Genomic DNA, 13,826 nt, shown 5'->3' on the forward strand with positions numbered 1-13,826 from the left:
CGCCCGGGTTCACTGCGCCGCGAAGAGCGACGGCAGATTCGCTTCATACCATCCCTTCAGGCCGGACAGAACGGGATGGGCGAGATTGCGCCTGACATATCCCTCGATGCGCGGAAGGTGCCTGAGATAGTCGGGCTTGCCGTCGCGCCGGTCGAGGCGGGTAAAGGTGCCGAGGATTTTGGTGTTCCGCTGCGCCCCCATCACCGCATAGGCCTGCGCGAAGGCCGCCATGTCGAAGGCCGGGTCGGCGGCAGTGCGCAGCCGCGCATACTGCCCGAGCAGCTTCAGCTCCAGCGCCTGCGGCACGTCCACGCGCGCATCCTGCAGCAAAGCCGCGAGGTCGTAGGCTGGATGGCCCAGCACGGCGTCCTGGAAGTCGATGATGGCGGCCCGTGCCATGCCCTGGCGCAGCGGCTGCCAGAGGATGTTGGGCGAGTGCATGTCGCGCAGCGTCCAGGTGCGCCGTGCCTGCAGCGGCTCCAGTGCCGTCTTCCACAGCGCCACGAAGGTGCTGCGGGCGGAACCCGACGGCGTCGTGCCGACGATGTGCGGCATGTACCAGTCGAGCGCCAGCTCGGCCTCGATCAGCAGCGCGTCGATGTCATAGGGCGGGATCACGTGCTCGCGCCCACTCTCGACCGGGACGCTTTCGGGAAGGTCGCGCCCATGCAGGTGGGCCAGCACCGCGACGGCCTCGGCGTAGCGATCCGGGATCGGCCCGTTCTCGTCGACGACACCTTCCGTGCCGAGATCCTCGATCAACAGAACGCCGGCCTCGAGGTCGCCCTCGTAGATGGCGGGCACGGAAATGCCCTGTGCGCGCAGGCCGTTGTCCATGCCGACGAAGGCGTGGACCGTGTCGGAGAGGCGGGCGATGGCAGGATAGGGCTTGCCCATCCGCACCGGCGGTCCCGGCGGGCGAGGCGGCGAAATCATCAGGATCCGCGTCTCCTGGCCCCGTGTCAGCCGCTCGTAGAGGCGGGTGGACGCATCGCCCTGGACGTGGGTGCGCGTCGCATCCTGCCATCCGGCGCGGTCGAGGACCTCGGCGACGGCGCGTGCCAGGGTCACGCGCTGCGCCCACGGGCCGAAGCCGGTGACGGTGGCGACGCGCTCGCCGTCCTCGCCGCCGGGCTTCAGCTTGAGCGCAACGTCGAGCCGCTCGGCGCCGGTGAGGAAGGGCACGCGCTCCGGCCACTCGACGAGCACGACCGAATCCTCCGCCGCCTCCTCCCAGCCGAGCTCGGCCAGCTCGTCGGCACCGGAGATGCGGTAGAGGTCGGCATGCACGACGGGAAAGCGCGGCGTGGCGTAGAGCTGCATCAGCGTGAAGGTGGGGCTCGGCACCTCCAGCGCGGGGTCGTCGGCCAGCGTGCGGATCATGGCCCGCGCAAAGGCCGTCTTGCCCGCGCCGAGGTCGCCGGAAAGCGTGACGAGATCGCCCGGCCCGACGATGGCGGCGAGGCGGCGGGCGAGCCCCGCAGTGGCGGCCTCGTCGTCCAGCGGCACCGTCCAGGCCGAACGGGGCAGGGGCGCCGGCGCATCGCTCATCGGCGGTGTCTCCTCACTCGGCGGCGACGCGGCTCGGCTGCCCGTTCACGGGAAAGGTGCAGGTCACCACCGTGCCCCGGCCAGGAGCGGACTGGATGTCGACCGTGCCGCCATGCAGCTCGACGAAGGATTGCACGATCGACAGGCCCAGGCCCACCCCCCGGTGCGCCGAACCCTTGGTGTGGCTCTCGAAGCGGTCGAAGACGCGCGGCAGCAGCTCGGGCGGGATGCCCCGGCCCTCGTCGCGCACCCTGAAGGTGACCGCCTCGTCGGACCGCACGGCGGTGACGGTGACGGTCTGGCCCTCCTGCGAGAAGCCGATGGCGTTCGACAGCAGGTTGAAGAGGATCTGCCGCAGCCGCTTGCCGTCGGCGATCATGCGCCCGACGGAGGGAGGCGCATCGACGACGAGGCGGATCTTCGATTCGGCCAGGCGGTCCTGGACGCCCTGCACCGCCGCGCTGATGGTCTCGCGGATGTCGACCGGCTCGAGCTGCAGCTCGATGGCGCCGCGGTCGATGGTGGCGAGGTCGAGAATGTCGTCGATGATGGCGAGAAGGGCGGCTGAGGACCGCAGGATGTGGCCGGCATAGTCCTTCTGCCGGGCGTTCAGCGGGCCCACAGTGCCCTCCGCCAGCAGCTGGGTGAAGCCGATGACGTTGGTGAGCGGCGAGCGCAGCTCATAGGACACGTGGTGGACGAAGCTCTCGCGCAGCTCGCCGGCGCGTTCCAGCGCGTCGTTGCGCTCGGTCAGGGCCCGCTCGACGTTCACGCTCGCGGTCATGTCGAGGAAGGTGATCAGCGTCGCGCCGTCCGGCAGCGGCGCCGCCGCACAGTCGAGCACCGTGCCATCGACCCGGGCGAGGCGCATGCCGAAGGTCTGGCGGATGTCGTGCAGCCCGGTCACGGCGGCGCGCACCGCGTTCCAGGTCTGGTCGTCGGGGTGCAGCCGGCGGGCGGCGGAGATCACCGCGTCGATGTGCGGGCGCTTGGCGGCGATGTCGGCCTCGAGCCGCCACATCGCCGAGAAGGCCGGGTTGGCGAGCGTCAGCCGGCCATCCATGCCGAACACGGCGACGCCTTCCTTGAGCGTGTCGAGCGTCTCGCCCTGCACGCGCACCAGCGAGTTGAACCGGGTCTCGATCTGGAAGCGCTCGGTGACGTCGTCGAAGAGGTAGGTCGAGCCGCCGTCCGGATTGAGGTTGGTGACGACTCGCAGCGTGCGCCCGTCCGGCAGGTACCAGGAGACGACCTGCGTCTCGGTCGTGCCATAGGTCTCCAGCACCGCGGTCTTCCACTTGCGGTAGTCCGCCTCCTCCGGCAGGACGCGCGCATGCCGCAGGCGGTCGAGGATCTCGCTGTGGGTGGGCTTGGCCTCGATAAAGGTCTCGTCGAGCTGCCACAGATCGCGATAGGCGGCGTTGCAGAAGCGCAGGCGCTTGCCGGCGTCGAAGATCGCGACGGCGGTCGGGATCTGGTCCAGCGTCGCGGAATGGGCCTGCGCCTGCCGGTTCAGTTCCGCCTGCGCCATGCCGAGGTCGGTCACGTCCACGGCCACGCCGACGGAGCCCTGCGCCGCATTGCGCTCCACCACGTCGAAGAGGCGGCGCTGGCCGGCGACGACCACGGGCACGCGGGCGTGGTACTGGCCCTCGCGCTGGCGCGCACGCTGCGCCTCGTCGCGCGCATGGCGCTCGAGGAGTTCGACGCCCGCGGCCGCCACGTCCTGGGGCGCCGACCCCTCGACGGCTTCGACGTAGGCGGCGTTGACCCAGGCAATGCGTCCCTCGGGATCGCGCAGCCACATGGGCTGGGGGACGGCGTCGATCATCTGTCGCAGCGCCGCGAGTTCGCCCGCCGCCTGCACGTGCTGCTCGGTCAGGCGCAGCAGGTCGAGCCGGTCGCCGGAGATCTCGCGGATGCGCAGCACGGCCCGGCCCATCACCGGCCGCCCCTCGATCTCGAGGACGCGGTCGGCGGAGCTGCGCACCGTCATGCGGAACGCCTCGCCGCGCTCCTTCAGCCGGTCGACGGCGGTCTCGGCGGCCTGAGCCTTGTCGGCGGCGAGCCATGACCCGAAAGTGAGCACCCTGCGCGGCTGGCCACTTTCGGCGACGAGCGCGATGTCGCCCTCGATCTCGGGCTCGCCGGTGCGCCCGCCCCAGGCCACGACGATCTGCGGCTCGGCCGCCAGGAGCACGTCGGCGCGATCGCCGCGCGCCCTGAGGTCGGCGTTCTCGGCCGCCAGCGCGGCCTCGCGCTCCATCCAGCGCCGGCGCTGGCGCATGTGGATGAGGGCGGTGGTCGTGGCGAAGATGACGAGGCCGAGGAAGATGGCGAGGCCAAAGGCGCCGGTCGGGTCCACCCGCGTCGGCAGGCGGGCAATCTTTTCGTAGATCGTCGTCGCGCGCGCCTCGGCGGCAAGGAGCGCGGCGGGCGCCACCCCGGCGGACAGCCGGAGGAAGGTGCTTCGGAGCACGCGGGGTGCGGCGAGGGCGGCTTTCAGGCACGCCGATGCCACCTGCCCCTCTCCGGCCATCCCGTCATGCCCTCTCGCTGCCGCAGCCATGGCGACCAGCCGGCGACCGGCCGCGGTCGCCGCGAATCGTCGCCACAATACCCCTGTGCTGACTCCGCCCGGAAGTGGTTAACGAGCCATGAAGGGCGTACCACCCTGCCACCGAAGGGGTAAGTTCGAGGCTGTATCGGTTCTGCAACAAGCAGATGTACGGACGCGCCCGAGCCGCGTCCGCAGGTCACCACCACGCGTGGAAGTGGTGCACCGGGCCATGCCCTGCGCCGATCGACAACGTGTCGGCGGCGCCGATGGCCGCCTGAACATAGGCCTTGGCCTCGACCACGGCCTCGCGCAGCCCGAGCCCGCGGGCAAGACCCGCCGCGATGGCGGCCGAGAGCGTGCAGCCCGTGCCGTGCGTGTTGCGGGTCGCGACGCGCGGGGCGGCGAGCCGCTCGATCCCGTCGCGGGCGACCAGCAGGTCGACGCTTTCCGCGGATGTGCCGTGGCCACCCTTCATCAGCACCGAACGGGCGCCGAGCGCCAGGATGGCCTCGCCCTGGCGCCTGACCTCGGCCTCGGTCGTGGCGATGCCGCTGTCGAGCAGCGCTGCGGCCTCCGGCAGGTTGGGCGTGACCAGCAGGGCACGCGGCATCAGGACGGATCGGATCGCCTCCACCGCGTCCGGCGACAGCAGCCTGTCGCCGCTGGTCGCCACCATCACGGGGTCGAGCACCACGTTGCGGGCCTTGTGCCGGTCGAGCCCCGCCGCGACGGCTTCGATCACGCCGGTGCGCGACAGCATGCCGATCTTCACGGCCGCAACCCGCAGGTCGGAGAACACGGAATCGATCTGTTGCGCGACGAACTCGGCGGGAACGTCGTGGATGCCCTGGACGCCCAGCGTGTTCTGCGCGGTGAGCGCGGTGAGGACGCTCGCGCCATAGACGCCCAGCGCCGAGAACGTCTTCAGATCGGCCTGGACGCCGGCTCCGCCGCCGGAATCGGATCCGGCGATGGTGACGGCGATGGGGGTCGTGTGGCTCATTCCGGTCGTGCTCCGCTGATGTCCATCATGTCGGGGCTCCGCCCTTCATGCGGGAGAGGGTGGCGCGCACGCCGTCGCGCAGCAGGCTTTCCAGGGCGGCCGTGACCGGGCCGGTAAATCGTGGATCCGCCGGAAGGTCGTCGCCGAACACCGACTTCACGCCCATCAGGCCGCGCGCCATCGCCCCGGCATTGCCGCCTGCCGCGTCGGCGATGCGCCGCAGCTCCGCGGCGAGGGGGTCGCGCACGTCGATCGGCCGCCCCGCCTCGTCGAAACCCGCGACGTAGCGCATCCAGCCTGCGACACCCAGCGCGAGGCGGGGGATGGGCGCCTGGGCCGCCAGCCGGTCGCGGACCGAGCCGAGCAGCCGCTGCGGCAGCTTCTGCGAGCCGTCCATAGCGATCTGCCACGTCCGGTGCCGCAGCGCGGGATTGCGGAAGCGCGCCACGAGGCGGGCCCGGTAGTCCGGCACGTCGGCGCCCGCAGGCACGCGCAGCGTCGGCGCCACCTCGTCCATGAGGGCGCCGACATGGTGGGCGATCTCCGGCTCGGCCATGGCGTCGGCCACCGTCTCGCAGCCGCAGAGATAGCCGAGATAGGCGAGCGAGGAGTGCGAGCCGTTGAGCAGGCGCAGCTTCATGGCCTCCCAGGCCGCGACGTCCGCGGTGAAGGTGGCGCCGGCGGCGGCCCAGTCCGGCCGCCCCTGCGGGAAGCGGTCCTCGATCACCCATTGCGTGTAGGGCTCGGTGACGATGGGCCAGGCGTCGCGCAGGCCGAGCGCGGCGGCGATGCGGTCGCGGTCCTCGTCGGTGGTGGCGGGGACGATGCGGTCGACCATGGTGGACGGGCAGGCGACGCCGCCCTCGACATGGCGGCCGAGCTCGGGATCGCGCAGCGCGGCGTAGCGCGAGAGCACGCGGTGGACGGTTTCCCCGTTGGCGGGAAGGTTGTCGCAGGTGAGCACGGTGAAGGGCGGCAGGCCGGCAGCGAGCCGGCGGGCGAGAGCCTCGACGATCAGCCCCGGAGCCGAGCGTGGCGTGGAGGGCGAAGCGAGGTCGGCGAGGATGTCGGGATGATCCTCGCGCAGGCGGCCGGTGGCGGGGTCGTGGCAATAGCCCTTCTCGGTCACCGTCAGCGAGACGATGCGGACCTTCGGCGCCGCCATCAGCTGCAGGAGCGCCTCGGGATCCTCCGGCGCCACCATAACCCTCCGAACCGAGCCGACGACACGCAGGCGCTCCCCCTCGCCGCTGCGGACGGAGAGCGCGTAGAGGCCGTCCTGCGGGTTCAGCGCATCGGCCGTATCGGGGGAGCGCAGGCTGGCGCCGACGATTCCCCAGCCGAGGTCGCCCGCCGCCAGCGCATCGTCCGTGTAGACGGCCTGGTGGGCGCGGTGGAAGGCTCCGATGCCGAGATGGACGATGCCCGTGCGCACCGCGGCGCGATCATAGGCCGGGCGCGCCGTGGCGGCCGGGATGCGGGACAGTGTGGAGCTCGACAGGCGCATGGCGGTGGTTCCAGCCGGGATAGGACGATCAGGCGAGCCTCGCGGCCACCTCGCGGGCCAGGGCGAGCGAAGCGGTCAGGCCAGGGCTCTCGATGCCGAACAGGTTGACGAGGCCCGGTACACCATGCGCCTCCGGTCCGTCGATGCGGAAGTCCGGCGCGGGAGCGTCAGGCGTCCCGATCTTGGGGCGGATGCCGGCATAGCCCGGCGACAGCGCGCCCTGCGGCAGGGACGGCCAGTAGCGCCGGATCGCCGCGTCGAAGCCCTCGCCCCGGCGCGGATCGACGGTGTAGTCGATGCCCTCGATCCATTCGACATCCGGCCCGAAGCGGGCCTGCCCGGCGAGGTCCAGCGTCAGGTGCACGCCGAGGCCGTGGGCTACGGGCGCGGGGTAGATCAGCCGGCTGAACGGGGCGCGCCCCGCCAGCACGAAATAGCACCCGCGGGCGTAGCGGGTTTCGGGGATGTGGGCTGCTCCCAGTCCGGCGATGCCGCCCGCCACCCGCGAGGCATGCAGTCCGGCGGAGTTGACGAGGATCCCCGCGGTGAGCCGCATCGGCTCGGCGCCGCCGGTGTGTACGTCGAACAGCGTCCCTGTCGCCTCGGCCCGGAGGAAGGGCGTGTTCAGCGCCAGCGCGGCCCCCGCGGCCTCGGCGTCGCCGAGCAAGGCGAGCATGAAGGCATGGCTGTCGACGATGCCGGTGGAGGGTGAATGCAGGGCCGCGACGGCGGCCAGCGCCGGCTCCATCGCCCGGGCCTGCGCGCCCAGGATCATGGCGAGGTCGTCGCACCCGTTCTGGAGGCCCCGGCGCAGGATGGCCTCGATGCCCGGAACCTCGCTCTCCTCTGCCGCCACGATCAGCTTGCCGCAGCGGCGGTAGGGAACGCCATGCGCGTCGCAATAGGCGTAGAGGGCATGGCGGCCCTCGACGCAGAGCCGCGCCTTCAGGCTGCCGGGCGGGTAGTAGAGCCCGGCATGGATGACCTCGCTGTTGCGCGACGAGGTCTCCGTGCCGATGCCGTCCGCGGCGTCTAGGATGACGACGCTGCGGCCGCCGAGCGCCAGCTCGCGGGCGATGGCGAGGCCGACCACGCCCGCGCCGACGACGAGGGCGTCGATGTCCGGCTCGGCTGCCACGCGCTCCTCCCCTGTCCGCTTCTCACCGGCCGGCGACGTAGCGCCCGACCGGCTCGACCGTCTTGATCAGGCCCTTGTCCTTCATGAAGGCACCGAACCGCTCGTACCGGCGATCGTCGACGGCGGCCGGGCTGGCCGCCAGCCGGGGCAGCGTGTCGATCCAGGCCTGCCGGTTCAGCGTGTCGTCGAGCTTGGGGTCGGTCGCCTTGAACACCTGCCAGGCCTCGTCGGGATTGTTGAGGATCCATACCGTGGCCGCCTCGAGCGCGTCCAGGAAGCGGCGGACTGCTGGATCCTTCGCCCGGTCCTGCTTGGTCAGGAAGATCAGCTCGTCATAGGGCGGAACGCCGTTCTCTTCCGGATAGAAGGCGCGGCCCTCCTTGCCGTTGAGCTTGAGGTCTGTCAGCTCGAAGTTCCGGAAGGCGCCGATCACCGCGTCCACCTGCCCCGACATCAGGGCCGGGGTCAGCGAGAAGTTGACGTTGACGAGCTTCACGTCGGAGAGCGACAGCCCGGCGGAGGAGAGCATCGTGCCCAGCAGCGCTTCCTCGAAGCCGGCGATGGAATAGCCGACGGTCTTGCCCTTGAGGTCGGCAAGCGACTTGATCGGCCCGTCCTTCAGCACGACGAGGCTGTTGAGCGGGGTCGCCACCGCCGTGCCGACGCGGATCACCGGCAGCCCCTCCTGCACCTGCGTGTAGAGGTTGGGCTGGTAGGACACCGCGATGTCGCCCTGCCCGGCGGCGAGGAGGCGCGGCGGCGCCGAGGGATCTGCCGGCTCGATCAGCGTCACGTCGAGGTTCTGCCTGGCGAAGAAGCCCTTCTCACGGGCGATGACCAGGGCCGCATGGTCCGGGTTCACGAACCAGTCGAGCAGCACGGTGAGCTTGTCGGCGGCGCGGGCGGGTGCCGCCGCGACGAGGCCGGCCAGAAGGCCGGCGGCCAGCGGCGCGAGCGCGCGGCGGGTCAGGGGCAACCTCGGGGGCATGGGCGTTCCTTTCGGGTCTTTTTCGTTTCAGCGCAGTGTGTCGGGGGCCCAGCGGACGAGCCGGCGCGTGGCGCGGTCGACCAGCATCCAGAGGGCGATGGAGAGAAGGGCGAGGACGTGGAGCGCGGCGAAGACGACGTCGGTCTGGGTGCGCGCATTGGCCTGCAGCATCAGCAGGCCGAGGCCGGAGGAGGAGCCGACCCATTCGCCGACCACCGCGCCGATGGGCGCGAGCGCGGCGGCGATGCGCAGGCCGGAGGCGAGGCTCGGCAGCGCAGCGGGAATGCGCAGCAGGCGCAGCGTCTGCAGCGGCGTCGCGCCGTAGAGGCGGGCGAGGTCGACGAGGCCGCGGTCGGTGCGCCGCAGCCCCTCCATCAGGCTGGTCGCGACGGGGAAGAAGATGATGAGGCTCGACATCACCACCTTGGAGGCGAGGCCGAAGCCGAACCAGACCACGAGCAACGGCGCGATGGCGAAGACCGGCAACGCCTGCGTGGCGACGAGGAGCGGCCCAAAGGCGCGCTCCACCGTGCTCCAGCGAGCCATGGCGAGCGCCGCGAGGATGCCGGCAGCGCAGCCGGCGAGAAGGCCGCAGACGATCTCCACCGCCGTCACGAGCGCCTGCGGGCCGATCAGGTCGAAGCGCGTGACCAGCGTCGTGGCGATGCGCGAGGGTGGCGGCAGGATGTAGTTGGGCACGCCCATCAGCCGCACCGCGGCCTCCCAGATCAGGAGGACGCCGGCGAGCGTGGCGCCTGCCAGGAGCCTGTCGGCCACGCGCATGGCCCTGCCCTGCGGGCCGGACCTGTGCTGTTCCTGAGACGGGGAAAGGCGTGCTGCGCCTGCCATCTCGCGTTCCCTCCGCCGGTGCTAGCCGGATCAGGTTCGACGGGTTGGCGGACGCCTCTCAGCCGCTCCAGTGGAAACGGCACCCCGACGAGAGATGCGAGACACGTATCAGGCCGCCCCTCCGCCACGCAAGACAAATGCATGACGCAGCGCAGCAGCGGCGCGCGGCAGGACGGGCCCGGCCCCTCTCCCGGCGCCGCAGCGCGGCTCCGGCCGGGGATAACAGGGTCAGATCACGTTTCGCTCGAGCAGCGGGCGGTTCTCGACGATGCGCTCGTGGCCGAGCGGGGTCAGGTCGAGGCTGAGATATCGGCCGTGGGCGATGAGTTCGGCGAGGCCGCGGCCGACGGCGGGCGATTGCTGCAGGCCGTGGCCGGAGAAACCGAGCGCAACGTAGACGTTCTCCGTGCCGACGGCGCGGCCGACGATGGCGTTGTGGTCGAGCAGGTTCATGTCGTAGTGCCCAGCCCACGCACGGCCCGGCCTGATCGCCTCGAAGGCGGGAACGCGGCTGGCGAGGGCGGGCCAGTAGACCTCCTCGAAGAGCGGCCAGTCGACCTCGAACTCCTGAGAATCGGGATCGTGGTCTCCGGGCGGGCCGCCGCAGATGAACATCTGCCCGTCCGGGCCCGGCCGGCCCTCGGGCCGCACCCAGACGCCGGACGTGTCGATGAGCAGCGGGGCGTTGTCGATGGGCGTGCGGCAGGTGAAGGAGAAGATGCAGCGTTTGCTGGAATGGATCGGCAGGTCGATGCCCGCCTCCGCCGCCAGCCTGCGCCCGCCCGAGGCGCCGGCGCAATCGACCAGCGCGCCGCACGCGATGCGGCTGCCGTCGGCGAGCCGGACGGCGGTGACCCGGTCTCCGTCACTCTCGACGCCCGTCACCTCGCCTTCGACATAGGTGACCCCGAGGCTGCGCGCCTTGCGGCGGAAGGCCTGCATCAGCGCCCAGCCGTCGAACCAGCCCTCGCCGCTGCGGCCCCAGCATCCCGCCGCGAGGTCTTCGCCGGCGAGCCAGGGGAACCGCTCGCGCAGGGCGGCCGGGTCGAGGAAAAGAATGTCGGCGCCCTCCTCGCGCTGCACGGCCTGGTTCTCGCGCAGCACGTGGGCGCCGGCTTCCGTCGCGAGGTAGAGGTAGCCGCCCTCGTGCAGGTCGATGGCCGGGTGGTCGCCGTCCACAGCCAGGATCTCGCCGATGCCGCGCATGAAGGCGATGCCGAACAGCGAGATGCGGATGTTCACGGGGCTCGAATATTGCTGGCGGATCGAGGCCGCCGACAGCGCCGAGGCCGAGTGCCTGTAGGTGAAGTCCTTCTCCACCACGACCACGCGGCCCGTGAAGCCGGGGTCCGCCGCCAGATGGTACGCCACCGACGAGCCCGTCACCGCCCCGCCGGCAATCACCACGTCCGCGCTCGCCGGTGCCTCGTCAGCCATGATCCCGTCCGCTTCCACGCATTGCGCGCGACCCATTGCAAACCCGGAAGCGCCTGTCGAGATTTTCAGAAAGCGGAGCGCGCGTCTTCAGACGCGCTCTTGTTTCCGACAAGGGACGATGCGGGTCTGAAGACCCGCGGTCCACCAGAGCGCGGAGCGCGCGTCTTCAGACGCGCTGTTGTTTCCTTCAAGGGGCGATGCGGGTCTGAAGACCCGCGGTCCACCAGAAGCCGGAGCGCGCGTCTTCAGACGCGCTCTTGTTTCCCCCAAGGGCGATGCGGGTCTGAAGACCCGCGCTCCCGTGTCGTTTGGCTTGCGGCGGGTCGGGGGGCGGGCCTACCGTGGGGCATGACGTCCTTCGCGCTTTCGGAGGACCATGCCGCGGTGCGCGACATGGCCCGAGCCTTCGCAGACGACCGCATGGCACCCCATGCGCTCGACTGGGACCGCGACCGCCATCTGCCGCTCGACGTGCTGCGCGAGGCGGCCGCGCTGGGGATGGCGGGCATCACCGTGCGCGAGGAGCACGGCGGCTCCGGCATGGCGCGGCTGCACTCGGTGGTTATCATGGAGGCGCTGGCGACGGGCTGCCCGACGGTCGCCGCCTTCCTGTCGATCCACAACATGGTCGCGGCGCTCGTCGACAAATTCGCCGGCGACGCGCTGCGCGAGCGGATCCTGCCGCCGCTCCTGACCATGGAGGCCGTCGCCAGCTACTGCCTGACAGAGCCCGGCTCCGGCTCCGACGCCGCCGCGCTGACGACGAGGGCGCGCCGCGACGGCGACGACTACGTGCTCGACGGGGTGAAGCAGTTCATCTCCGGCGCCGGCGTGTCGGACCTCTACCTCGTCATGGCCCGTACCGGCGGGCCGGGGCCGTCCGGCATCTCGGCCATCCTCGTGCCCAGGGGGACATCCGGCCTCTCCTTTGGCGCCGAGGAGCGCAAGATGGGCTGGCACGCCCAGCCGACCCGGCAGGTGATCCTGGAGGGCGTGCGCGTGCCGGTGGCCAACCGGCTGGGCGCCGAGGGCGAGGGCTTCCGGATCGCGCTGTCGGGGCTCGACGGCGGACGGCTCAACATCGCCGCCTGCTCGCTCGGCGGGGCGCAGGCGGCGCTGGAGAAGACGCTCGCCTACGCCGGCGAGCGCAAGGCCTTCGGCCAGAGGCTGCAGGACTTCCAGGCGCTGCAGTTCCGCATCGCCGACATGGCGACGCAGCTGGAGGTCGCCCGCACCTTCCTCTGGCGCGCGGCGGCGGCGCAGGACGGCGGCGACCCCGATGCGACGCGGTTGGCCGCCATGGCCAAGCGCTTCTGCACCGATGCCGGGTTCGAGGTCGCCGACATGGCCCTGCAGCTGCACGGCGGCTACGGCTACCTCGCCGAATACGGCATCGAGAAGATCGTCCGGGACCTGCGGGTGCACCGCATCCTGGAAGGCACCAACGAGATCATGCGCCTCATCGTCGCCCGCTCGCTGCTGGGCCGCGGCGGCAGCTGAGCCCACCTGTCCGGAGACATCGCATGAGCCACATCGCCTTTGTCGGGCTCGGCAACATGGGCGGGCCGATGGCCGCCAACCTCGTGCGCGCCGGCCACGCCGTGACGGGCTTCGACCTGTCCGCCGACAGCCTCGCCGCGGCACGGCAGGCGGGCGTGCACGCCGCCGCCTCGCTTGAGGAGGCCTGCGCGGGTGCCGCCACGGTGTTCACCATGCTGCCGGCCGGCAAGCACGTGCTGCAGGTTTGGCCGGCTGCGCTGGCGGCGGCAAAGCCCGGCGCGCTCTTCGTCGACTGCTCGACCATCGACGTCGACAGCGCGCGGGCGGCGCACGGCCTCGCGGCGCAGGCCGGCATGGCCTCGCTCGACGCGCCCGTGTCCGGCGGCGTGGGCGGCGCCTCGGCGGGCACGCTGACCTTCATGTGCGGCGGCGAGGAGGACGCCTTCGCGCGGGCCGGGCCGCTGCTGGCTGCCATGGGCCGCAAGGCCGTGCATTGCGGCGGTGCCGGAGCGGGGCAGGCGGCCAAGATCTGCAACAATATGATCCTCGGCATCTCGATGATCGCGGTGTGCGAGGGCTTCGTGCTGGCCGAGAAGCTCGGGCTTTCCCACCAGGCGCTCTTCGACGTGGCGTCGACCTCGTCGGGCCAGTGCTGGTCGCTGACGAACTATTGCCCGGTGCCCGGCCCCGTGCCCGCCAGCCCCGCCAACAAGGGCTACGCGCCGGGCTTTGCCGCAGCGCTGATGCTGAAGGACCTCACCTTGTCGCAGGAGGCGGCCAGGAGCTCCGGCGCGGAAACGCCCTTGGGCGAACATGCGCGGGCGCTCTACGAGGCCTATGCGGAGGCCGGGTTCCAAGCCTCGGACTTTTCCGGCATCGTGCGATTCCTGCGCGACGGCGGGGCGGCCTGAGGGCGCACAAGCCGATTTCCCGGAGAACGGCAGCGAGCCGCCCTGTCCTGACACGACGGCCATGACGGATGCCGCAGCCCGTGCCGTCATCTGCCCGGCTGGTTTCTGCTGCTGCTTGGTTTAAGCTCGTCGTGTTGCGCAACCAAGCGCACCCGGGAGGACCAGTCATGACCATTCGTGCCCTCGTCGCCGCCGCAGGCATCGTTCTCGCATCCTCGGCTTTCATTCCGTCGGCTCAGGCCGCCGTCTGCGCCAAGGGCGTCTACCGCGCGGGTTGCGCGGGCCCGAACGGCGCCGTTGCCGTGCGCAAGCCCGTGGCGACGACGACCACGACCTGCCGCTGGGTCAACGGCGTGCGTGTGTGCAAGCGCTACTGGTGAGC

Annotated in this window: 11 protein-coding genes and 1 riboswitch; of the genes, 3 read left to right on the top strand and 8 right to left on the bottom strand. The window is 71.4% G+C overall.

The window, feature by feature from the left end; genetic code table 11:
• Nucleotides 1-9: 9 nt before the first annotated feature.
• From tsaE to AC5JCN_RS18440, 8 genes are all read right to left on the bottom strand, one after another.
• The gene (gene tsaE, locus AC5JCN_RS18405; RefSeq protein ID WP_495756541.1) at nt 10-1,551 is read right to left on the bottom strand and encodes a tRNA (adenosine(37)-N6)-threonylcarbamoyltransferase complex ATPase subunit type 1 TsaE; all 1,542 of its coding nucleotides are present in this window, start codon (nt 1,549-1,551) and stop codon (nt 10-12) included.
• 13 nt (nt 1,552-1,564) lie between these two features.
• Nucleotides 1,565-4,120, bottom strand: coding sequence for a sensor histidine kinase (locus AC5JCN_RS18410; RefSeq protein WP_495756542.1), 2,556 nt, complete (start codon nt 4,118-4,120; stop codon nt 1,565-1,567).
• Between the two features lie 187 nt (nt 4,121-4,307).
• Entirely contained in the window at nt 4,308-5,114 is an 807-nt protein-coding gene (gene thiD / locus AC5JCN_RS18415; protein WP_495756543.1) for a bifunctional hydroxymethylpyrimidine kinase/phosphomethylpyrimidine kinase, read from the bottom strand.
• Nucleotides 5,115-5,139: 25 nt separating this feature from the next.
• Nucleotides 5,140-6,621, bottom strand: a complete 1,482-nt coding sequence (locus AC5JCN_RS18420) for a mannitol dehydrogenase family protein (RefSeq protein WP_495756544.1) — start codon at nt 6,619-6,621, stop codon at nt 5,140-5,142.
• A gap of 28 nt (nt 6,622-6,649) precedes the next feature.
• The gene (locus tag AC5JCN_RS18425; RefSeq protein WP_495756545.1) at nt 6,650-7,759 is read right to left on the bottom strand and encodes an NAD(P)/FAD-dependent oxidoreductase; all 1,110 of its coding nucleotides are present in this window, start codon (nt 7,757-7,759) and stop codon (nt 6,650-6,652) included.
• 22 nt (nt 7,760-7,781) lie between these two features.
• Entirely contained in the window at nt 7,782-8,747 is a 966-nt protein-coding gene (locus AC5JCN_RS18430) for an ABC transporter substrate-binding protein (RefSeq protein WP_495756546.1), read from the bottom strand.
• Nucleotides 8,748-8,774: 27 nt separating this feature from the next.
• The gene (locus AC5JCN_RS18435; RefSeq protein ID WP_495757676.1) at nt 8,775-9,530 is read right to left on the bottom strand and encodes an ABC transporter permease; all 756 of its coding nucleotides are present in this window, start codon (nt 9,528-9,530) and stop codon (nt 8,775-8,777) included.
• Nucleotides 9,531-9,586: 56 nt separating this feature from the next.
• Nucleotides 9,587-9,693: riboswitch (TPP riboswitch) on the bottom strand.
• A 131-nt stretch (nt 9,694-9,824) separates the two neighbouring features.
• Nucleotides 9,825-11,033 carry an NAD(P)/FAD-dependent oxidoreductase gene (locus AC5JCN_RS18440; protein WP_495756547.1) on the bottom strand — a complete coding sequence of 403 codons (1,209 nt, stop codon included), beginning with the start codon at nt 11,031-11,033 and terminating at the stop codon, nt 9,825-9,827.
• 348 nt (nt 11,034-11,381) lie between these two features.
• Here AC5JCN_RS18440 and AC5JCN_RS18445 point away from each other — a divergent pair, with 348 nt between their 5' ends.
• The 3 genes from AC5JCN_RS18445 to AC5JCN_RS18455 all read left to right on the top strand — a co-directional run bounded on the left by AC5JCN_RS18445 (nt 11,382) and on the right by AC5JCN_RS18455 (nt 13,824).
• Complete coding sequence (locus tag AC5JCN_RS18445; RefSeq protein ID WP_495756548.1) at nt 11,382-12,533, top strand: acyl-CoA dehydrogenase family protein; 1,152 nt, start codon at nt 11,382-11,384, stop codon at nt 12,531-12,533.
• Nucleotides 12,534-12,556: 23 nt separating this feature from the next.
• Entirely contained in the window at nt 12,557-13,444 is an 888-nt protein-coding gene (mmsB, locus tag AC5JCN_RS18450; RefSeq protein ID WP_495756549.1) for a 3-hydroxyisobutyrate dehydrogenase, read from the top strand.
• Nucleotides 13,445-13,611: 167 nt separating this feature from the next.
• A complete protein-coding gene (locus AC5JCN_RS18455; RefSeq protein ID WP_495756550.1) occupies nt 13,612-13,824 on the top strand; it encodes a hypothetical protein in 213 nt (70 codons plus the stop codon).
• Nucleotides 13,825-13,826 lie beyond the last annotated feature (2 nt).

It is taken from the genome of Alsobacter sp., from assembly GCF_059501845.1.